Source organism: Gelatiniphilus marinus, assembly GCF_042684345.1.
Lineage (GTDB): Bacteria > Bacteroidota > Bacteroidia > Flavobacteriales > Flavobacteriaceae > Gelatiniphilus > Gelatiniphilus marinus.
Genome location: NZ_JBHULK010000006.1, coordinates 79,524 through 102,478 on the forward strand (window position 1 = coordinate 79,524; position 22,955 = coordinate 102,478).

At 35.4% G+C, this 22,955-nt stretch carries 18 protein-coding genes; 9 read left to right on the forward strand and 9 right to left on the reverse strand.

What is annotated here, in order from left to right; translation table 11 throughout:
* Positions 1-31: 31 nt before the first annotated feature.
* The 3 genes from ACFSQS_RS13330 to ACFSQS_RS13340 all read right to left on the reverse strand — a co-directional run bounded on the left by ACFSQS_RS13330 (position 32) and on the right by ACFSQS_RS13340 (position 6,681).
* A complete protein-coding gene (locus tag ACFSQS_RS13330; protein ID WP_388019852.1) occupies positions 32-2,875 on the reverse strand; it encodes a VPS10 domain-containing protein in 2,844 nt (947 codons plus the stop codon).
* 161 nt (positions 2,876-3,036) lie between these two features.
* On the reverse strand, positions 3,037-4,812 hold the full coding sequence (locus tag ACFSQS_RS13335; RefSeq protein ID WP_388019855.1) for a T9SS type A sorting domain-containing protein: 1,776 nt from the start codon (positions 4,810-4,812) through the stop codon (positions 3,037-3,039).
* Between the two features lie 84 nt (positions 4,813-4,896).
* Positions 4,897-6,681, reverse strand: coding sequence for a T9SS type A sorting domain-containing protein (locus ACFSQS_RS13340; RefSeq protein ID WP_388019858.1), 1,785 nt, complete (start codon positions 6,679-6,681; stop codon positions 4,897-4,899).
* A 174-nt stretch (positions 6,682-6,855) separates the two neighbouring features.
* On the opposite strand from ACFSQS_RS13340, the gene ACFSQS_RS13345 reads away from it, so the two are divergent.
* The gene (locus ACFSQS_RS13345) at positions 6,856-8,148 is read left to right on the forward strand and encodes an aminopeptidase P N-terminal domain-containing protein (RefSeq protein WP_388019861.1); all 1,293 of its coding nucleotides are present in this window, start codon (positions 6,856-6,858) and stop codon (positions 8,146-8,148) included.
* Between the two features lie 117 nt (positions 8,149-8,265).
* Here ACFSQS_RS13345 and ACFSQS_RS13350 read toward each other — a convergent pair whose 3' ends face one another.
* Positions 8,266-9,588, reverse strand: coding sequence for an aspartate kinase (locus ACFSQS_RS13350; protein WP_388019864.1), 1,323 nt, complete (start codon positions 9,586-9,588; stop codon positions 8,266-8,268).
* A gap of 392 nt (positions 9,589-9,980) precedes the next feature.
* On the opposite strand from ACFSQS_RS13350, the gene ACFSQS_RS13355 reads away from it, so the two are divergent.
* Complete coding sequence (locus ACFSQS_RS13355) at positions 9,981-10,637, forward strand: hypothetical protein (RefSeq protein WP_388019867.1); 657 nt, start codon at positions 9,981-9,983, stop codon at positions 10,635-10,637.
* Positions 10,638-10,964: 327 nt separating this feature from the next.
* On the opposite strand, the gene ACFSQS_RS13360 is transcribed toward ACFSQS_RS13355, so the two are convergent.
* The 4 genes from ACFSQS_RS13360 to ACFSQS_RS13375 all read right to left on the reverse strand — a co-directional run bounded on the left by ACFSQS_RS13360 (position 10,965) and on the right by ACFSQS_RS13375 (position 15,258).
* Complete coding sequence (locus ACFSQS_RS13360; protein WP_388019870.1) at positions 10,965-12,107, reverse strand: universal stress protein; 1,143 nt, start codon at positions 12,105-12,107, stop codon at positions 10,965-10,967.
* Between the two features lie 534 nt (positions 12,108-12,641).
* Positions 12,642-13,028 carry a cupredoxin domain-containing protein gene (locus ACFSQS_RS13365; RefSeq protein ID WP_388019873.1) on the reverse strand — a complete coding sequence of 129 codons (387 nt, stop codon included), beginning with the start codon at positions 13,026-13,028 and terminating at the stop codon, positions 12,642-12,644.
* 446 nt (positions 13,029-13,474) lie between these two features.
* Positions 13,475-14,035 carry a carboxymuconolactone decarboxylase family protein gene (locus ACFSQS_RS13370; protein ID WP_388019876.1) on the reverse strand — a complete coding sequence of 187 codons (561 nt, stop codon included), beginning with the start codon at positions 14,033-14,035 and terminating at the stop codon, positions 13,475-13,477.
* A 380-nt stretch (positions 14,036-14,415) separates the two neighbouring features.
* Positions 14,416-15,258 carry a helix-turn-helix domain-containing protein gene (locus ACFSQS_RS13375; RefSeq protein WP_388019879.1) on the reverse strand — a complete coding sequence of 281 codons (843 nt, stop codon included), beginning with the start codon at positions 15,256-15,258 and terminating at the stop codon, positions 14,416-14,418.
* Between the two features lie 228 nt (positions 15,259-15,486).
* Here ACFSQS_RS13375 and ACFSQS_RS13380 point away from each other — a divergent pair, with 228 nt between their 5' ends.
* From ACFSQS_RS13380 to ACFSQS_RS13390, 3 genes are all read left to right on the forward strand, one after another.
* Positions 15,487-16,263: an alpha/beta fold hydrolase gene (locus ACFSQS_RS13380; protein WP_388019882.1), complete on the forward strand. Its 777-nt coding sequence runs from the start codon at positions 15,487-15,489 to the stop codon at positions 16,261-16,263.
* A 60-nt stretch (positions 16,264-16,323) separates the two neighbouring features.
* Positions 16,324-16,590, forward strand: a complete 267-nt coding sequence (locus ACFSQS_RS13385; protein WP_388019885.1) for a hypothetical protein — start codon at positions 16,324-16,326, stop codon at positions 16,588-16,590.
* Positions 16,591-16,681: 91 nt separating this feature from the next.
* Entirely contained in the window at positions 16,682-16,921 is a 240-nt protein-coding gene (locus ACFSQS_RS13390; protein WP_388019888.1) for a hypothetical protein, read from the forward strand.
* Here ACFSQS_RS13390 and thiL read toward each other — a convergent pair.
* On the reverse strand, positions 16,911-17,957 hold the full coding sequence (thiL, locus tag ACFSQS_RS13395; RefSeq protein WP_388019891.1) for a thiamine-phosphate kinase: 1,047 nt from the start codon (positions 17,955-17,957) through the stop codon (positions 16,911-16,913). The two genes, ACFSQS_RS13390 and thiL, sit on opposite strands and share 11 nt — an antisense overlap.
* A 292-nt stretch (positions 17,958-18,249) precedes the next feature.
* Between thiL and ACFSQS_RS13400 the strand changes: the two genes are divergently transcribed.
* Genes ACFSQS_RS13400 through ACFSQS_RS13415 form a run of 4 tightly spaced genes read left to right on the forward strand, consistent with a single transcriptional unit; the run spans position 18,250 to position 22,874 of the window.
* Positions 18,250-19,632 carry a choice-of-anchor B family protein gene (locus tag ACFSQS_RS13400; protein WP_388019894.1) on the forward strand — a complete coding sequence of 461 codons (1,383 nt, stop codon included), beginning with the start codon at positions 18,250-18,252 and terminating at the stop codon, positions 19,630-19,632.
* 10 nt (positions 19,633-19,642) lie between these two features.
* Complete coding sequence (locus ACFSQS_RS13405; protein ID WP_388019897.1) at positions 19,643-20,986, forward strand: hypothetical protein; 1,344 nt, start codon at positions 19,643-19,645, stop codon at positions 20,984-20,986.
* A gap of 47 nt (positions 20,987-21,033) precedes the next feature.
* Positions 21,034-21,801, forward strand: coding sequence for an MbnP family protein (locus tag ACFSQS_RS13410; RefSeq protein ID WP_388019900.1), 768 nt, complete (start codon positions 21,034-21,036; stop codon positions 21,799-21,801).
* Between the two features lie 5 nt (positions 21,802-21,806).
* The gene (locus ACFSQS_RS13415) at positions 21,807-22,874 is read left to right on the forward strand and encodes a cytochrome-c peroxidase (protein WP_388019903.1); all 1,068 of its coding nucleotides are present in this window, start codon (positions 21,807-21,809) and stop codon (positions 22,872-22,874) included.
* Positions 22,875-22,955: the final 81 nt, after the last annotated feature.

Consider the following 22,955-nt stretch of genomic DNA (forward strand, 5'->3'; position numbering starts at 1 on the left):
TTGCTATTTAGAATCGTTTTAATCTAACTATTTAATTAATGGCGAGTTTTGTTTTTTCCGATCTTATTTGAATGCCATACATACCTTTTGGCAAGTAATATTTACCGTTTTCGGCTTTGTGTATTTTTATACTTGTATTTTCTTTCATCAGCATATTTTTAGCTTTTTCAGAAATGGTTAAATCGTATTGCGCTACATTAAATCCTTTATCTGCTTTCACTTTAATTTGATGTAATTCAGACTGGTTTTCAGATAAGATTTTAATGGTTTGAACACCGGCATTATTGGTATAAAATTTAATATCGATTGAGGGTTCAAAAACCTTGGACCATGCGCTATAGGCGCTTCCCCAACGTATTGAATGTTTAATGTCGTCAACATCAAAAAGCACACTGGATTGATTCATTTTTGATGCATCCATGGTTTGAAAGTGCGCAATATTGGTTTTGTAAATACCTCTTCCGTGAGTGCCTAAAAGCAAATGGTTCGCCTTTGGCTGCACCACAATATCGTGCACGGCAACTGCTGGCAATGTGTTGCTAAAAGCTTCCCATGTTTCGCCTTTATTGAACGATATGTAAGCACCGTTATCTGTTCCTAAGTACAAAATGTTTTGGTTTTTAGGATCTTCTCTAATTACGTTTACCGGAGATAGCGGTATGTTTGAACTTATGTTTTTCCATGTTTTTCCATAATCATCGCTACAGTAAACATACACCAAAAAGTCGTCCCAACGGTAACCGTTTAAAGTTACGTAAACACGCTCTTTTTTATGTTGCGATGCTATAATGCGCGATACCCATAAATCTTTTGGCAGGTTGTTTGAAATATGCTCCCAACTTCCACCCCCGTTTTTAGTGATATGAATTAACCCGTCGTCGCTTCCGGTGTAAATCAATCCGAATTGAAAAGGCGATTCGCTAATACTTGTTAAGGTGCCATAGGCAACATTTCCGGGCTTTCCGCCGTTTGTCAAATCGTTGCTAACGGCTGTCCAATCATCACCTTGATTCATGGATCGCATTAATTTATTGCCGCCCAAATACAAAATATCTTGATTGTGCGGCGATAATAAAATAGGGGTTTGCCAATTAAAACGATAGGGCTTTTCGCCTAATTTATGCTTTGGTTGAATGTATTTTTGCTCGCCAGTTTTTCTGTTGATTCTAAAATAATTCCCGAATTGATAGCCTGTGTAAACCACATTGGAGTTTCTGTTGTCTATTTGAATGTGCATGCCGTCGCCGCCCATAAGTCTTTGCCATGGGTGTTTGCCTTCTTGCTGCCACTGTTTATCGATTTTTGCATTATGGGCCCCAACCCAAACACCGTTATCCTGCAAACCACCGTAAACGTTGTACGGTGTTTCGTTATCGATATTTATAGCGTAAAATTGCCCAACGGAGGTTACGTTTAGTTTCTCCCAACTTTCGCCATCATCGTAACTAATGTTTAGTCCACCATCGTTTCCATCTATTAAATGCCCTTGTTTTTTTGGGTTTACCCAAAGTGCTTGATGATCGACATGCACATTTTCCTTATTTATATTTACAAATGTTTTTCCGCCATCCTTAGATTTTAAAATGGGTACGCCCATAATATAAATACCGTCTTTGTTTTGCGGATCTACTCGTATTTCCCCAAAATAATACCCGTAACTATAATACAAATCGTCTATGTAATTTTCGTGTGTTTTTTGCCATGTTTTTCCGCCATTGGTGCTTTTGTAAACTTCGACGCCAATTACTGGTGTATCGAAAAGGAGTGAATTGGCGTCTTCAAGATATTTAGCCAAATCAATAGGCTTCACGCTGCCGCTTCTTACCAATTGTTTTACGTTTTCGGCACGGTATTTTTCTTGAAATCCATTGGTTTTTAAAAACTCGTTAAGCTTTTTGTCTTCAATATTTAAGAAAGTTGTAACGGTCATGGTTTTAAAATCTTCTTTGGTTAAACCGTTTTTTTTGTCGTTTTTACTTTCTGAAGCCCTTCTGAATTGACTGTCGTGCAAGGCGTAAATAATGTTTTCGTTAAACACTGCCAAACCAATTCTGCCAACGCCATCGCCCGTAGGAAACCCGCTTTCTGAAGTCGTTATTTTAACCCAAGTATTTCCGGCGTCGGTACTTTTATAAATTGCGGATTGGTTCCCGCTTCCATTAAAATTCCAGGCTTTTCTATCTTTTGTCCACGATGAAGCAAACATAATGTTGTAGTTGTTTGGGGCGTGCTGCACATCGATAATACCACTTACATCGTCAACAAATAGTTTTTGTTCCCAAGTTTTACCGCCATCGGTGGTTTTATAAATGCCTCGCTCCTTATTTGGAGAATATAAATGTCCCGTAACACCTACAACAACCTCATCGGCATTATTGGGGTTAATAAGAATCCTGCCAATGTGATGGGAATCTGGCAACCCAACATGAGTCCAGGTTTTCCCGTTATCGGAAGATTTTAAAATACCTATTCCCGCATAACTTGAGCGCGATGCGTTATTCTCACCGGTGCCAACCCAAACGGTTTTGGTTTTCCAATCTACCGCAATATCGCCGACGTTTTGAGTGCTTGAAGTATCTAAAATCGGTTCAAATGTAGAGCCGTTATTGGTTGTATGCCAAACGCCACCAGAAGCATAACCTACATAAAATTCTATGGGATTTTCTGGATTTACATCCAAATCTACAACCCTGCCGCTCATTATGGTTGGGCCTATATTTTTAAATGGCACATTTTTAACCAATGAATTTTGGGTTGAGGCCTGCTTTTGTTGAATCGCTTTTTCTAAAACTTTTGATGATGTTGATGGCTGTTGAGTATAGCCAATATAGAAACATAAAATGAAGCAAAAAGTAAACTTTTTTATAATGCGCATGTTGATTGGTTTTTATGGTTATGAAAATTAACTATTCTAATTGTTGTGGCAAAATTTAACCGTTTTTATTTACATTCCATTGAAAAATTCTGACGGGTGGAGATAAAAAAAAGCCTGTAAATTTTACTTCACAGGCTTTCATCTTATTTTACAAGCTTAACTTAATCTAACACAATTTTTTTAGTAATTACTGCTAAATCTGAATGGATATTTACAAAATAAACACCTTTTGAAGCAGCATGCATTTTAATGGTTTTCGTGTTTGAAGCATTTGAAAGATCGTGTTCTGAAATCAATCGTCCGCTAATATCATAAATAACGGCTTTTTGCAAATTAACATACGATGCCTTATTGATATGAAATTGATTTTTTGCAGGGTTGGGATATAAACTAATGGCATTGTATAGCTCATCTTCTTCTATACTCAAAGAACAAGAGTGGTTGGTCATTAAAGTACTGCTGCAACCGGCATCGATCGATATACTTCTGCTTTGTACATTGTTCCCGCCATCAATATCATCACCACTCAATGTTCTATTGTTTTGGCCAGCACCTATTGAGCGGTGCATAATAGCATTAGAATTTATAACATGGCCCAATTGATGTCCATGACCTAACTCGTGTACGGCCACAGATTCAAAATCTGTTTTTGGACTCACAGCCGGTTTTGTTCCGTACTCCCAATTTGTATCATCGTTAAAGACAATATCCAATTCTTCTACTATCACATAAGTGGTTCCGGTGCTCGAACAGGTTGATGGATAGGTATAACAAACACCTAAAGTATTGGCTTCAAGTTCGTTTCCTACATCAAATCGTATAATGTTTGTGCCATCCCTTTGTTGGGAGTTTATCATGGTTGTTGCGCCAATATCCCAGTTTACACCTGTTTCGCACCTCCAAGTATCAAAGGCTCTTAAAAAGGATGCTTTTGCGGCAGCATTGGCATCAAAATCAGTATTCATTTGCCATGTATAACCTCCTAAACCATTAGTATCTACATGTTGTGTTTGATATTCAGAACCTCCACTTATAATCGTTATTTGAGCATACGGCACAGTAATAAATGCTAGCCCACTAAAGTTGGATTTATTCGGTATTGGTTCTGCATCTTCTACCTGGATGGAACCTGTTCCTGCATCTCCGGGCACTTGTACTTGCACTTCAGTATTCGTCCAGCTTACTATTTGAGTATCTAATGCAGTAATTTGACCAGATACTGAATTGGCATCTTGAAAATATACTTTACCCATATTTGCTCCAAAATCGTTTCCAGTAATTGTTAAAACGGAATATGTTCCTGCCGTAATGGTTGAAGGAGATACACCAGTAATTTCAATGGTGGGTCCTTTTACTTTACCTGTTGAGTTTGCTTTGGGCTTAAAACTTTTGCTTGCTAATTCCTTATAATTGGTTTTGGTTTTTAACGTAATGGCAGTGTAAAAACTATCCTCAATGCCTTGAAACGATTTAAAAACATTATTTACCGTGTTTGATTGTGTGTTGTATTTGTAAAATGCTTGTGCTCCGCTATAAGGGTTGTATTTTTTTAAAGCGCTATTGTTGTTTATTAGTTGCGTTTTAGAATCATATAGAAAAAAAACACCTGTTTCTCCTGGTTTTACCTGCAAACTAGGTGTAACAGTTTCTCCCATACCTCCTACCCAACCACCTTTGGTAATGAGTTCTATTTGACTGGGTGCTTCGCCTTTAAACACTTTATAGACTTCGATTGTGTTGCTCGTGAAAATATTTGTGTAATCGGTATTCCAAAATGATTTTTGAGCTATAACTTTACCTTCAACAATTAATTGGGTGTTTTCAATTTGATCATTTAAAGGCATTTCAACTAAAGCGCCTTGAGCTTGTAATTTGGGCGTGTAGGATAGAAAAAAAAACATTGTGAAAACAATGCTTATCAGCGTAGTTTTATTCATAATTTATTAAATTTTTTATCAAAAATAACAAAAAAACTAGCATTTGCTAGTTTTTTTGTTATTTCTTAAATGTAATAACGTATTTTATTCTAACACAATTTTTTTAGTAATTACTGCTAAATCTGAATGGATATTTACAAAATAAACACCTTTTGAAGCAGCATGCATTTTAATGGTTTTCGTGTTTGAAGCATTTGCAAGATCGTGTTCTGAAATCAATCGTCCGCTAATATCATAAATAACGGCTTTTTGCAAATTAACATACGATGCCTTATTGATATGAAATTGATTTTTTGCAGGGTTGGGATATAAACTAATGGCATTGTATAGCTCATCTTCTTCAACACTTAAATTACAAGAGCCTGTATAATTGCTCATTGCTGTTGTATTACACAGTGCTGCACCTGTATTAAAACCTTGAATTACTGTTGCTGCATTTATGTCGTTGGTGCTTAAATCCCTTAATGTTAAGCCACGTGGAAAATTATAATGCATTACCGCGTTGGGATCTATAACATGCCCTAATTGGTGGGCGTGCCCCAACTCATGGAGTGCTGTACTCTCAAAATCCCAGTCAAAACCAACACCATTAGGGTCGCTACCAAAATACCAAGGGGTATCATTATCAAAAACAATATCAGCCTCACTAATTAAATCACGCACTGTTCTTGGGCTACAGGTGTTTATTACATAGGTACACCTCCCTAAAAGTCCATCTGGTAGCGGGTTTGCAGCAGTATCAAATGTTACAAGACTAATTCCATCTATCTCACTACTGCTAACCGGGGTGTTAGCACCAATTATCCAATTAATTTTAGTTTCGCAACGCCAAGTTTCAAAGGCTCTTAAAAAAGCTGTTTTTGCTGCGGTATTGGCATCAAAATCTGTGTTGAGCTGCCATGTCATATTTCCAGTATTATTTGCTGAAAAGTGCTGCGTACCCAATCCGTCATCAGAGTTTATTAAAGCGTATGTTATGGTTAATTCGGCTGATGAAACGCCCGTAGAATTATCATCGTGGGTAACTCTTATGTCTCCCGTTCCTGCTCCAGCAGGAACTTCAACAGTAATTTGAGTGTCGGACCATGTTACTTGACTATCTAAAGCATCAATATACTTAGGGGTGCTATCTGATTGCGACACGGTACCGCCTGTGTCGGCATCTCTAAAACCAACTTTTCCTTTTGTTGTACCAAAGCCAGATCCGGTAATAGTAAGTACCGACTGCGTTCCCGCTGTTATGGAGCTCGGAGAAAAAGCTATGCCCATTGGAGGAGAAAAAACCTTTGCTTGCGTATTGGGTTTAGAAATAAGATCTTGAATATTAAAGCCTGAAATCTCCATGTATTTCGTTTTTGTGTATTTCATTATTTCATTATAAAACCCTTTTGAAACATCTTTTTTTGAACGAAAAGGATTTAAAGCTACGTTATTAGCTAAGTCATATTTATAAAACCCCTGTAGAGAACTATAAACCCTATATTTTTTTATTGATGATTTTCCAAGAATATTTTCCGTAACCGCTCTTTCATGCAATGTAAACACACCTGTGTCATTAACATTTAATTTTAAACCCGGTATTACAACCTGTTCTGTATCCCCTACCTTTCCGCCTCTTGTAATAACCTCAATGGTTTTTGGTTGCTCTCCTTTAAAAACTTTATATACTTCAACAGTATTTATAGTGTATATGTTATTGCGCTCTGCATTCCAAACAGATTTTTTAGCAATCACTTTCCCTTCAACCACTAAGCTCGAATTTTCAATTTGTTGTTGTAAAGGTATTTCTCTAAGCATCTCTTGTGCCCATAAATGTCCGGCGCTTATTAAAAATAATAAGGCTATAAGTAATGTAGTTTTCTTCATCATCTTGTTTATTAATGTTAAAGTTAAAGTTAAAAACCAAAGGTTTTGGCCTTAAAATAAAGGCTGTAAGTTTCTGTATGGCTTTAAAAAAATCTATAGGGATTACCAAATATAGCAATTTATAGCCAATGATTTACTTATAATTATTACATTTATCGTCTTAATTTAATCGTTATTATGAAATATCATCGCATTAACACAGAACTCTTTATAAAAAACAGAAAAAATTTCGCTGCATGTATGAAGCCCAATAGTTTGGCTGTTTTTAACTCTAACGACATCTATCCCATTGGCGCAGACAGCACCATGCCTTTTCAGCAACATCGTGATATTTTTTATCTAAGCGGTGTAGATCAAGAGGAAAGTATTTTGGTATTATTCCCCGACTGCCCTAAAGAAAGCCATCGTGAAATTCTTTTTTTAAAAGAAACCAACGAGCATATTGCGGTTTGGGAAGGCGAAAAACTAAGCAAAGAAAAAGCCTTGGAAACCAGCGGAATAAAAACCGTGTATTGGCTGCAGGACATGGAGAAAATCATGTTTGAAATCATGACCCAATGCGACACCGTTTACATTAACACCAACGAGCATTACCGTGCTAATGTTGAAACCGAGACCCGGGAAGACAGGTTTACCAAATGGCTAAAAAACAAATACCCTGCGCACGCGGTTGCCAAAAGCAATCCTATTTTACAACGCTTGCGATCGATTAAAGACCCCATAGAAATAGATTTAATACAACAAGCCTGCAACATTACCGAAAAGGGTTTCCGTCGTATTTTAAACTTTGTAAAACCCAATGTTTGGGAGTACAATATTGAGGCCGAATTTATGCACGAGTTTTTAAATAACCGCTCTAAAGGTTTTGCATACACGCCCATAATCGCTTCTGGTAACAATGCCAATGTATTGCATTATATTGAAAATAACCAACCCTGTAAGGCAGGCGATTTAATTTTATTGGATGTTGGCGCAGAATATGCTAACTATGCCAGCGACATGACGCGAACCATTCCGGTTTCGGGTACATTTTCTGAAAGACAAAAAGCCGTTTATAACGCTGTTAATCGCGTAAAAAATGAAGCGACTAAAATGCTTGTTCCTGGTGCTATTTGGGCAGATTACCATGTTGAAGTTGGTAAATTAATGACCAGCGAATTATTGGGCTTAGGCTTGCTTGATAAGGCCGATGTAAAAAACGAAGACCCCAATTGGCCCGCTTACAAAAAATATTTTATGCACGGTACCAGCCACCACATGGGGCTAGATACGCACGATTACGGCATTTTAACAGAACCCATGCAAGCCCAAATGGTTTTTACGGTTGAGCCAGGGATTTACATTCCGGATGAAGGCTTTGGCATTCGATTGGAAGACGATGTAGTTATTCAAGAAACCGGCGAACCCATTAATTTAATGCGCAACATTCCTATTGAAGCCGATGAAATCGAAGAGCTAATGAACCAATAAAACCAGAGGCTTAATAGAAGATTGAGCTTTTAACGGCACATGGTGCACCATGGTAAAACATTAAAAGTAAACACTAGATGTTTTACCATGGTGTGTCAAACCAAATATTAGGCAAATTTATAGAGTATTTAAATCAAATAAATAACGATTTAACTTTTGCAGTGTTTTTATTTTATCGTTAGAGTTAATTAATAACGAAATGTTGTTTTTGCTTCCGCCATAAGAAATCATCCTGATTTTTACATCTTTTAAAATTTCGAATAGCTTGTAGGTTTGCTGGTGATTTACAATTTCATGCCCAACTAAGCATATAATACTTTGGTTTTTATCAACTTCAATTAGTGCACATTGTTCCAGCTCTGCTACAATTTTATCTAAATTTCTATCGTCATCAATAGTTAGCGACACAGCGACCTCAGAGGTTGTAATCATGTCTATGGATGTTTCGAAAACCTCGAAAACCTCGAAAACCTTCTTTAAAAAACCATAAGCCTGAAGCATGCGCACAGATTTAATCTTTATGGCCGTAATGTTATCTTTTGCAGCCATGGCTTTTATACCTTTTTCTGAGGTTTCATTAGATATTAAAGTGCCGGGAGCAGATGGGTTCATTGTGTTTTTTAAACGCACAGGAATACCAAGTGCACGTACTGGCGTAACAGTTTGCGGGTGCAATATTTTAGCACCAAAATAAGCCAATTCTGCAGCCTCATCGAAAGACAGGTTTGAGATAGGTTTAGTGTTTTCAACATACCTTGGGTCGTTGTTGTGCATACCGTCTATATCGGTCCATATCTGCACTTCCTCAGCTTTAATTACAGCCCCAATAATAGTGGCTGTGTAATCGCTACCGCCACGTTGCAAATTTGATATGTCGCCTTCGGCATCTAAACAAATAAAGCCTTGGGTTATATAAATATCTGCGGTTTCGGTGGTATTGAAAGCAGTATCTAAATGTGTTTTTATGTAAGACAAATGGGGCTCTCTCGAGCTATCTGTTCGCATAAAGCCCAAAGCGGGCAACAAAGCAGAACGAATACCTTCTTGCTTTAAAAAACAATTGAACATAAAGGTTGAAAGCAATTCGCCTTGCGCCAAAATGGTATTTTCTAATTTGTTTGAAAATGTTTTGTAAGTTGAATCAATTAATTGTCCAAAAATATCCGAAACATATTTTTTGGCTTCATTGTTTAGCGTTTTATTTGATAAAAGCGCATCAATGGTTTGTTTATAAGTTTTATGAAGTTTATAAATTTTATCTTCGGCCTCGCTCGTGTTTTTACCTTTTATACAATTTGAAATGGCAACCAACTCGTTTGTGGTTCCAGACATGGCAGATAACACCACTATTTTTTTATTGCCATCGTTAATTATATTTTTAACGTTAATAATGTTTTCTACCGAACCTACCGAGGTACCGCCAAACTTTAATACTTTCATTGTAATGATTTTAGGGTGTAAAATTATAACTCCTTTTTTCAATAAAGATATTTTCTGAAAAAATTGTTTACATTTGCACATATTGTTATATAATTAACATACGCATCAAGGACTTTATATTTAATTTTAAAAAACTTTTGATTTTTAACGTGAGTTCGATTTAAAATTTTTATAATTATATACTTTAGTTTGTTGTTTTTTAGTTGTTTGTCATTTCGACAGAGCGAGGAAAGAGCGACGAGAAATCTCATTCAATAGAGATTCTTCCTCATTCTTCGTCTGAATGACATAGTTTTAACTTTGTAAATTTACAACCTACTGATTATGAACTACAATTATATCGAACTCACCTATTTTTATGTTATTACAATCACAAAAGCAAAAACTATTACATGAAAACGGTATCTAACTGCGTTGAAGATATTTTGATTTCGCAACCTTATTTAGAAGAGGCTTTATCCAGAAACATTATAAATTTTAGCGCCTTAGCCATTGAGCTAACCAAACCCATTAGCGATATGCTAAAAAAAGATGTAAAACCCGGTGCTATTATGATGGCGTTAAGGCGTTACAACCCGCCCGTAACCTTATCGAATTCGGTAAAAATGAAACGTATGCTGCAGCACCTTGGCGATATAACGGTGCGCTCTAATTTAACCGATTTTACAGTAAAAAACTCGAACAGCCTAATACACAATCACGCTAAAGTACTGGAGAAAATAGATGATGAGTCTAAACTGTTTTACACCTTTACCCGAGGCATCCACGAAAGCAATATGATTATTTCAAGCAGTTTAAAAGATTATATTACCACACATTTAAAGCACGAAACCTTTCTTGCGGTACAAGACAACTTAACGGCAATAACCATAAACCTGCCGCAAGACAACTCGAAAGTTGCCGGACTGTATTATCATTTTTTTAAACGATTAGCCTGGGAAGGTGTTGTGCTTTACGAGGTGCTTTCTACAACAAACGAGTTTACCATATTGGTAGAAGATCAATATGTTGACAAAGCGTTTACGGCCATTAAAAGGGTAAAAAACTAAAAAGCAAATTAAAACACGTTGGCAAAACGGGTTTTTGGCATTATCTTGTTTTTTTAAGTAAGCGTAAAACATCGGGCTTTTCAAACAAAATGGTTTTGTACAAAACCATTTTGTGAGCAGTTTGCACTTTATGGTTTAAAAAGATGTGACGGTCTGAAAAGTAATTTATAGAGTGATATTGGTCGCAGTCGAAATATCTAATATAACTGATACATAGATTACTCGACTGCGCCCAGAATAACAAACTACTTTTATTTTGCCTTTTTATAAAACCTCGTTTTACGGTTATTTGAAGCAGCTAAAGGCAAGCCATGTAAAAGCCTAAATTTAAGCAGTATAGTGCTTTGTAATTTTCTGCTCGATTGTGTCATCCCAGATCCTGGTCAATATATTTTTTGCCATACGGGAATAATATTTAGCCTTTTCTTTATTGTCTAGAATTTTAAAAACATGGGCCAGCTTGTACATTGAAGGAATATGCATACTGTTAATTTCCAAGCAAATTAAATATTTGGCAATAGCTTCTTGGTAAGAGCCACTTTTAACCAAGGTATTGGCTTGCTTAAAATAGTCTTCAATTTCTTTTACTTCATTGTCGTATTTTAAATCTAAAATATCTGCTGTTCTGGTTGTTATAAAAGAGCAGGGTACTTTGCGGGTAACTTTCTCTGTTACGCTACCCATAACAAATCTATTTAAACCGGATCTGCCGTGTGTCCCCATAATTAACAAATCATAATTGTCTTCTTTAATGGTTCGCAATATTTGCTCGTGGGCCAATCCGTCTTTAATTTTTATGCTATAGTTTACATCTTGCAGATCGAAATCTTTAATAAATGTATCTAATTCGGTTTCAATATCCTTTAGCCTTTTGGCGTTTTCCTTTTCGGCTTCATCCTTAAACCTTACCGATAAACTGGAAAACTTTTCATAAACGCCTAAAATGGTTAAACTGGCATTAAAAAACTTAGCCAGTAAAATGGCATTGTTAAGCGCATAAACAGAGTGTTTAGAAAAATCTACCGGACACAATATATGGTCTAGCTTGTTTGTTTTATCAGATTTAACAACCCATACAGGTATATTGGATTGCCTCATTACTTTTTCGGTAGTACTGCCGCGTTTAAATTCTTCTTTTTTTTCCTTACTGCCCGACCCCATAAGAATAAGATTTACGGCTTCTTTGTCGGCTATTTTAAGAATATGGTTTACAGCATTGCCGTTCTCTATTACTTGTTTGCTTACTTTTAAGCCTTCTTTTTTAAACAGCTCTTGTATTTCATTTAACGCATCCGATACGTTGCCGGTTACCACATGCCTAATGGCAGGATCTAGACCTTCTTCTGGGAGCACATGCAATATGATTACTTCGGAATTACCCAAATTCGCGATTTTTATTGCGGTATCTATTTGCTCTTTCGAGTCGATGTTAACATCAATTGGAACCAATATTTTTTCTAGTAGTTTCATGTTATTCGGTTTAAAAATTATTGACTAATTATTATAAATCCCATAACTTAAACCGCTATGGCATTAAGATATGGAATAACTAAAAATGTAAAAAAATTACACAACTTTTGTAAAACAAATACAAATATAATGAATATATAAGTCTAAAAGCCTGTTCTTAATACCTATGTTTTTTTCTTTGGCATACAAGTGCCTAAAAAACAATTGAGCGGCTTTATTTAAGCTATTTGCCTGTTATATGCTCTAGGTACAAAATACAAAAAAATACTGTCTTTTGCAAAGTTTTAAACCTACAAAAGGCAAACGCTTTAGCTCTTTTTTTAGGGGGTTGTATTTTTTATTATTCAGGTTAATTAATGCCATAAACCAACCTGGTTTTGTTTTAATAAAGTTAGTGCCTATTTTAGCCATAAGCCTTCCATCAAATAAACACATACAATAAATTTTATACTACAAAGCATGGTATTAAGAAGCCGTTCAACAACAAGCTTATTAATACCATGCTTATTTTAAAACTACTTTTAATACCTTACGTTACTTAACCGTTAATGTATATTCTGGTGTTTTATTAAAAGGGCAGAAATATTTATACGTTCCTTTGTTAAGCGTTACGGCTTTTGTAGATTCAGTTTTACCATGCTTTACCATTTGCAAGACATAAGCATCTGCAATATGGTTTTCAGGTTTAGAGCCATCTTTACCAGCTTCAATTAAAACCAAACCAACTTCTGGAGCTGCATTGTTATTTGATACTTTAAAAATATAAGTCCCCTCTTTTAGGGTTAATTTCTTCTGTGTAAACTCACCTTTTGTTTGCTCTAACGATACTGTTTTTACAGCATCGGTTTTCGTCATTTTTTCTTGCGCAGTAGCAGTTAATGTAAAGGCTACTAAAAACAATCCTACTATTAAATTTTTCATGGTTTTCATTTTTATTCTATTTTGGTTTTACTGTTTATTTTTTTATTTGGGCGTTACCCCGCACTTCGACTCCGCTCAGCGACCAATGGGGTCGGGCTTTCGGCAGTCGCTCCCTCCTGCGTCGGGGAGCTTCAACAAATGCCTCAATCCCTAACGCAGACTTCACGTTTTTCAATTCAACTTTAATATTCAAATTGAAATCCTTAACAATTTTTAAGCCCCTATATTTTAATTATTAGTTAACGTGAGTTCGACATATTTATAGCTCATAATCAGTAGGTTGTAAATTTACAAAGTTAAAACCATGTCATTCAGACCAAGAATGAGGAAGAATCTCTATTGAATGAGATTTATCGTCGCTCGTTCCTCACTCTGTCGAAATAACAAACAACTAAAAAACAACAAACTAAAGCATATAATTATAAAAATTTTAAATCGAACTCACGTTAGTTAGCAGTTACTTTAAATTTTCCAGCCTCAACACTAGGGAAATCCACTTCAGTTTCCGCAATGTGGTTTACATAATTTGTTAAAGTATTGGCCACTACGTTTAACACAATTTCTAAAATATCAGCGTCGTTATAGCCAGCTTCTTTTACCGATTTTATAGCTTCAGTTGAAACTTGCCCTCTATTTTTTGTTACATTTTGTGCAAATTGCAAACCAGCTTGAGTTTTTGCATCGGCGGCAATTGCTTGTCTGTTTTGCTCGGTTTCTTCAATGCTTAAACCATTCATTTTTCCAATGGCGGTGTGTGCAGATAAGCAATAGTTACAAGCATTTTCTTCGGCAATTGCTAATGCTAATTGTTCTCTAAATTTGTTGCTAAAGTTGCCACTTGCAGTTAACTCGCCTAAACTTAAATAGGTTTGCAATGTTGCAGGCGAGTTGCCAAATACTTTAATTAAGTTTGGAATAAATCCTAACTTGTTTTGTACGGCGTTAAATAATTCTTTTGATTTTCCTGTTGTTGTTTCCGGGTTTAATGTTTCAATTCTTGTGCTCATAATATTCAATTATTTATTTGTCATTCCCTCGAAAGAGGGAATCTCGTTAATTTTTTATTGTTATTTACTTGTGTTTTTACATTCGCATAATTGGCGTTCTGGATAATTCTCATCATATTCTTGATAGCCCCAGCAATTAGGGCATTGCGTGTTTTCTATTGTATTCATAATTGTTTCTTTTTAATTACAATGCAAATATGCGACGGATAGTAAAGTGAAAAAATGGACAAAAGTTCCTAATGATTGGATTGGTAATTTTTAAATGTCATTTAAAGGAAAAAAGTGAGCCTATGCTGAAACGCAGTCGAAAACATGGCAATCTCATTTTATGAAACAGATTGCCACATCTTGTTTGAAAAAAAACAAGATTCGCAATAACGTTAATAGTCTTTTTTAAATTGAAGTGGCGATTTTGCAGTCGCTTTTTTAAAGAATCTGGTAAAATAAGCCGCATCGTTAAAACCCAAACCGTAGGCGATTTGTTTTACAGATTGATTACTGTAAATTAACTGGCGTTTTGCCTCTAAAACAATTCGGTTTTTTATAAAACTGCTTGGTGTTTGCGAACCCGTTTTTTGAAAATTTTTGGTTAACGATTTTGGCGAAATCCCCAAACGATTTGCATAATCTGTAACAGAATGTAGGGTTTTAAAATTCTGCTCAACCAGTAAACTAAAATCTTTAAAAAGCTTGGTTTCAGTATCGTCTTTTATAACATGATGCTCTTTTTTTACGCGTACCGAAAGAATAATGAATTGTTTTAAATACGCCTGAAGCATATCGTATTGCGCAGTTGCTTCCTCTTTCTTAAACTCATCAATTAAACTTTCTAAAATGAAGTTTAATTTTTTGGTATCGCTTTTAGAAGGTTTTACAAATGGCGTTTCGTATATATTATTAAAAAGCACACCATTGCAGGCCACTTCTTTATCGTGCGCTTGGATGCAGTAAAAATCGCGAACAAAATTAAGTTTGTAAGCTTCTTTAATTTTTTCTGATTCAACTGAAAATACTTGTCCCGGCGATAAAAAGAATAGCACATTATCATTAAAGGCATAACTTTCAAAATCGATATTATAAACTCCTCTTCCTTGTTTAATCCAATAGATATTATAAGCATCAATTTGTTCGGGTTTATTAAATACACAAGCTTTTTCAAATTGAACTACGCTTAACGAAAAAATGTCTTTAAAGGAATAGGTTGAAATATCTTGAACTGCCATACATCAAAATTAATTGGATGTGGCTTTAGTCGTAAAAGTTTTAATATTTAACACAAAAAATGTAATTAATGCGGGTTGCACCCAACCCAAATTTAAATTGGCCAACGGCATAAGTTGTTTTAAATTAAATAACAAACCCAAAAAACCAGCAAATAATGCAAATCCAAACACAAAGGTTAGCCTCGTTTTATTTGTTCCTTGCATATCTTTGCACAAAAGAGTTTAAAAATGATTTTACAACACAAAGGGATTCCTGTTTTTTTTACAGATTCTGGTAAAGGGCCAGCACTTGTTATGCTTCACGGGTTTTTAGAAAACTCGAACATGTGGAACCCTTTTCTGCCAGAATTAACCCAAAAAAACCGAGTGATCCGCATCGATTTATTGGGCCACGGGCAAACAGGTTGTTTGGGGTATATACATTCCATGCAACTTATGGCTAGTGCTGTTAAAGCCGTTTTAAATCATTTAAAAATTAAACAATCTACATTTATTGGGCATTCTATGGGCGGTTATGTGGCACTCGCTTTCGCGGAAAGAAACCCAGATGCCGTAACGGGCTTATGTTTAATGAATTCTACCGCCGAAGCAGATTCAAAAGAGAAAAAAGAAAATAGAGATCGAGCCGTAATCGCTGTTAAACAAAACCATAAAACGTTTATTAGAATTGCTGTCCAGAATTTATTCAGCCCAAAAAACAGAAGCGTTTTTGCCAAAGCCATAGAACAAATCGTTGCAGAAGCTTTGCAAACGCCATTGCAGGGTATTGTTGCCGCATTAGAAGGCATGAAAACAAGACCGAACAGAGAGGCCGTTTTAAGCAGCAAACAGTTTAAAGCAATGATGATTATTAGTAAAGAAGACCCTGTTTTAGAGCATAGCGCATTACTATTACAAGCTAAAAAAGCAAATGCAAAAGTGGTTGAATTTCCAGACGGGCACATGTGCCATATCGAAAATAAAGACGATTTCTTACACAGTATTATGTATTTCATCGAAAATTAACATCGTTTTATCGTTATTATTGATTTTTTTACTTAAGTTTATTGCCCAAATGCTTGTCCCATGAAAAAAACTACCAACAAACCTACTTTTATCCCAAAAATGTACTGCAACCTTTTTGGGCACGATTACCAAGTAACAAAAAAAGTAACCTACCACGTAAAAGAGTACACCTGCAAACATTGTAAAAAAGAGTTAACAACCAACAGCAACGGAGATTTAATCGAGCTTACCCCAAAATTCAGGGAGATAAACACTATTTTAAGTCGCATACACGCCTCAAGAACCCAACGTTTAAAGGAAAAATCATTCGCTTCGTCGATTTATTAAAAGAGCCTCGACAACTTTAACGGTTTTTTTAATATATTTAAAGTCTATCCCTAAAATAGTATTGATTAATAGTTAAAGTTTTATGAAAAACATGCATTGCAAGATGTTTGGGCATGATTTACATATATCTCGAGATGTTACCCATCATGTTAAAGAATATGCCTGCAAATATTGCCAAAAAGAATTTACAACCAGCAGTTCTGGTAATTTAACACACCTTACGCCTAAATACAGAGAGATTAATAGCGTTTTAGAGTACATTCACAAAAAACGTATTTCTAAAACCAATCGTAAAAAGCTTAATCCTGACTTACTGGTTTTTAAGCATTAAAGTTTTTCCAGCCTTGTGCCTTGATTGGTATTCTTGATTCTGCTCGGGTTACCAGATGCATACCTGCGCTTTCTTCTTTGATATGTCCAATTATTGAAAAATTAGGATTGGCCTTTATTTTAGGATAATCTTCTTGAGCAATCGTAAATAAAAGTTCGTAATCTTCACCACCATTTAGCGCAACCGTAGTGCTGTCTATATTAAATTCTTCGCAAGTAGAAATAACCTGCGGGTCTAACGGAATTTTTTCTTCATACAAATCGCAACCTACCTTACTCGCTTTACAAATATGAATAATTTCAGAAGATAAACCATCGCTAATGTCAATCATCGAGGTGGGTTTTAATTTCATATCGCTTAATAATTTAACAATATCTTTTCTAGCTTCCGGCTTTAATTGACGCTCAATAATATAGGAATAAGGCTCTAAATCGGGTTGATTATTGGGGTTAACTTTATACACTTCTTTTTCGCGCTCAAGCACTTGCAAGCCCATGTAAGCACCGCCTAAATCGCCGGAAACCACAAGTAAATCGTTTGGTTTTGCTCCGCTTCTGTAAACTTCAGCGTCAGCTTCAATGACTCCAATGGCGGTAACCGAAATAAGCAAACCGGTTGTAGAAGATGTGGTGTCTCCACCAACAACATCAATATTATAAATGTTGGCAGCAGTTTCAATGCCTGCATACAAATCTTCAAGGGCTTCCAAAGGAAAACGGTTAGAAACCGCAACAGACACCGTAATTTGTGTAGCCGTTGCATTCATCGCATACACATCCGATAAATTAACAATTACAGCCTTATAACCCAAATGTTTAAGTGGCATATAACTTAAATCGAAATGCACGCCTTCAACCAGCAAATCGGTGGTAACAACCACTTTTTTGTCTTTAAAATTTAAAACAGCGGCATCGTCGCCAATACTCTTAATGGTCGATTTATGATTTATTTTAAAATTCTTGGTTAAATGCTCAATAAGTGCAAACTCTCCTAAATTACTTAATGGCGTGCTTTGTTGGTTTTTATCTTCTATCATGCTGCAAAAATAAGAAGCTATTTTTATTAATCAGCATGCTTTTCATTTTATAACTTTAGAAAGAAGTGATTTTTCAAAATTCAATCATTCAATTTTAACATTAAAATCGATGAGTTGTCGGGTTTATTAAGTATCATTAAACTAATTTTGTTGCTCAACATATAATCTAAATCATTATTTATTAGTTTTTTAAGATTATAATATTTGTAACAAATCGTTCGTTTTAATATAATGCTATGATATTAAAATCGATTCTAAAGATTGAAAAAGAATAATTAAAAAAATTGCGAATATGAGTATGTCTCAAAAAAGCACCAGCATCCTAAAAATTTTAAGTATTAGCATTTTCTTATTATCAATAACTTATTCTTGCGATAATGAAACTGTAGAAATTGTAAATACCATTATTGACACCGATAATGATGGCATCGCAGAAAGCTTAGATAATTGTCCATCTATTGCAAACCCAGATCAAGCAGATGCAGATAATGATGGTATAGGCAATTTATGCGATAGCGATTTTGTTAATTCTAAAGATCCTGCTGCAATTTGCGAAAATGGTTTTGCAGGTATTTACCCTTGTAAGGATTATGATTTAATGGCGCATTTACCAATAAATACATTTAATGCTTTAGAAGGAAATGATTCTTGGGGTTGGACAGACTCTACAACAGGAAATGAATATGTGTTATTGGCAACCGATGCGAATGTAGCTTTTATTGATATTACCGAACCTACAAACCCCATTTACCTTGGCAATGTACCAACAGAAACGGTTAGCAGTTCTTGGAGAGACGTAAAAGTATATAAAGACCATGCCTTTATTGTTAGTGAAGCCAATAACCACGGTATGCAAGTTTTCGATTTAACACGTTTACGTAATGTCGCAAATCCGCCAGAAACCTTTACCACCGATGCGGTTTTTACTGGTGTTGGTAATTGCCATAATATTGTAATTAACGAGCAAGAAGGTTTTGCCTATTTAGTAGGTTGCAATACCTTTAGCGGCGGCCCCAATTTTGTTGATATTACTGACCCTAAAAACCCAGTTGCAGCTGGTGGTTATGCTGCCGACGGATACTCGCACGATGCACAAGCAATAACTTATAATGGACCTGATACCGATTATACCGGAAAACAAATCTACATTGGTAGCAACGGCAGTACCTCTGGCACTAACAAAGTGGTAATTCTTGATGTTTCAGATAAAGCAAATCCACAATTTATTGCAAATATAACGTACTCAAATTCGGGTTACGCACATCAAGGTTGGTTTACTGAAAATCAACAATATTTCATTTTTGGGGACGAACTTGATGAACAATTTTTTGGAAACAATACCAAAACTTTGGTTTTCGATTTTAGCGATTTAGATAATCCTACATTATCTTCTACTTATTTTGGACCAACATTAGCCATCGACCATAATGGTTATGTAAAAGGAAACACTTACTATTTAGCAAATTACAGGGCAGGATTACGAATATTGGATATTACCAATATTGCGGCTTCATCAAACGCCATGACCGAGGTTGGATATTTTGATACCTTTCCATCAAGTGACAGTGCAAATTTTAATGGTGTTTGGAATGTATATCCGTATTTTGAAAGCGAAAATATTGTGATTAGCGATATTGAGGGTGGATTGTTCATCGTTAGAAAAAGCGGCACATAATCCTATTTTTATGCTGAAAAAATGCCTTAAAATACTATGTCTTTTTATTCTTGTTTTCTTCTTTGTAAACTGTTCAAAAAATGAAGATGATGCAAAAGAAACTATTCCTTTTCAACCCGAAATAGAATTCGTAAAATCCTTTGGTGGCTCTAAAAATGAAAGTGCAAAAGCAGTTGTTAAAACTCAAGATAATGGCTATGCAGTTTTTGGGTATACCCAAAGCAATGATGCCGATATAACTAATAAACAAAACGATTTGTTTGATTATTGGTTACTTAAATTTGATGAAGCCAGTAATTTACAATGGCAAAAAACTTATGGAGGAAATGATGATGATAGAGGCACTGATATTATACAAACTTCCGATGGCGGATTTGCTGTTTTTGGTTTTAGTCAAAGTAACGATGGCGATGTCACCGAAAACGCTGGAGCTAGTGATTTTTGGATTTTAAAATTAGATGCTTCTGGAATTATATCTTGGCAAAAATCTTATGGGTTTTCTGGAGCTGATGATGGTATTTCAATAATTGAAACAAACGATAATGGTTATCTTATAACTGGTGTTTTAGATGTAACGGCTTCCGGCGGTTTGGGAAACAGTAAATCATTGACAACTAAACATGCTGGCGGCGATTATTGGGTCATAAAACTTAATGCTACTGGCGATAAACAATGGAGCAAATTTTATGGCGGATCGTTTACTGATACACCTTACGATGTAATTCAAACCAACGATAATGGTTATATTTTAGTTGGCTCTTCAGATAGCAACGATGTCGATATTTCAAACAATAAAGGCTCTTATGATTTTTGGGTGATTAAAATATCAGAAACTGGAACTTTACAATGGGAAAAATCATTTGGAGGCTCAGAAATTGATGAAGCTAGAAGTATTACAAACTCAAATGATGGTAATTATATTATAGTTGGCGATACTAGAAGCAACGATTTAGACGTTTCTCGAAACAACGGAGCAGCCGATTTGTGGGTGATTAAAATGTCGCCTTTAGGCGATATAATTTGGGAGAAAACTTTTGGAGGCACCAGTTTTGATGTGGCTCGATCTGTCTCAAAAACGCAAGATAATGGTTTTTTAATTTCAGGAAGTTCAAGAAGTAGTGATGGCGATGTTACAAATAATAACGGACAAAACGATGCTTGGATTATAAAAATAGATGCTAATGCTAGTTTAAAATGGCAAAAAACCATTGGTGGAAGCGCTATTGATTTTGCTTACAATGCTGTCGAGCTAAACGATAAGTCCATCATAGTTGTTGGCGAAACTAACAGTTCGGATATTGATATAAATGAAAACAAAGGGTTTACTGATATGTTGATTTTCAAAATAAAATAAGTCCTACAAGGTTTCAAAAACCTTGTAGGTCTGATAAAAAAGAAGAAATGAAAAAATTAGCTTCAATAATATTTGCTTTTTTATTAATCATATCTTGTAGCGAAGATAATGACGATACCGTTACTCAAGTAAATACAACATTCAATTTTACTCATAAATGGGACGGAACATCGGTTTCAAACACCAATTTCAACACCATTCAATATACCAATGAAAATGGCGAACAATTAAGCATCACTAAACTCAGATATTTAATATCCAAAATCACTTTTCAAAAATCAAACGGCGAAAAAATTATTTTAGATGGCTACAATTTAGTTGATGTTACTAATGATTCCAATTTATCATTTACACCAACATCACCAATTCCCTCAGGTAATTACAGTCATGTTTATTTCACTTTCGGATTTGATAATGATGACAATTATAATAACAATTATCAAGATTTAAATTCTACTTCATGGTCAGTCCCTGCAATGCTCGGTGGTGGCTATCATTTTATGCAATTAGAAGGTAAATTCATTGATAATACGGCAACCGAAACTGGTTACGCTTATCATGCTATAAGAGCGGTTGATATTTCTAAAACACCAAAAGAATTTCAAGACACTTTTTTCGAGGTTGATTTAGGGGCAGCAAGCATTGAAAAGGATACGACATTTAATATTGAAATGAATATTGCAGAGTGGTTTAAAAACCCAAATACCTGGAATTTAAATGCTTTAAACAACGCGCTAATGCCTAATTTTAATGCCCAAGTTATGATGTTTGAAAATGGACAACATGTATTTAGTTTAAAATCTGTTACACCCTAATCTTTTTGAGAAAATGGATTCTACATATTGCCTGTGTTTTTGTTTTCATCTGCTCGTCGTGTTCAAATGAAAGTGTTGAAACCTATGTGGCTACTCCAAGTCCGTTACAAATTCCGCAATTATTTGAAGACAATATTTTAAACCCTGTTATTCCAATCGATAACCCTCAAACTGTTGAAGGTATTGCTTTAGGAAAAAGGCTGTTTTTTGATCCTATTTTATCATCAGATAACTCACAAGCATGTGCTGATTGCCATGCACCTGAAAATGCTTTTTCTGATGCTGATCGATTTAGCGATGGTGTTGACGGTATTCGCGGTAACAGAAACTCGATGCCACTATTCAATCTCGCGTGGCATTACGATGAAAAATTCTTTTGGGACGGGAGTGCATTCAGTTTGGAACACCAAGCTTTTGTGCCGGTTTCAGACCCGATAGAAATGAAAAGTTCGTGGACGCAATTAGAAACCGAGCTTCAGCAACATTTAGAATATCCCAATTTATTTCAACAGGCTTTTGGCACTTCAAAAATCGATTCAACTTTGGTTACCAAAGCTATTGCGCAATTTGAACGTACTTTAATTTCATCCAATTCAAAATTCGATAAATTCCTTTTAAATGAAGCCACCTTAACGCCCGAAGAACTCAACGGATTTAATGTTTTTATGGACGAAACCAAAGGTGACTGCTTCCATTGCCATGGCAGCGATAAAAACCCACTTTGGACCGATAATATGTTTCATAACAATGGTTTAGATGCAGTAATTACAGATTTAGGTTTAGGCGAAGTAACTGGCGATCCAGCTGATAATGGTAAATTCAAATCGCCATCATTACGCAATCTTGCATTTACAGCACCTTATATGCACGATGGCAGGTTTGAGACACTAGAAGAAGTAATAAATCATTACAGCGAAGGTTTACAAAATTCGCCAACTATAGATCCATTAATGAAAAAAGTGGCACAAGGCGGCGTGCAATTATCAAGTCAAGATAAAGCCGATTTAAAAGCTTTTTTGTTATCACTTTCTGATTATGAGTTTATAAGCAATCCCAACTTTCTAAATCAATAAAAAAAACCTATAAAACCATATATTAATATAATGTTAGGTTATTCGGTAATCCATGACTTATATTGTATATTTGCACTCTAT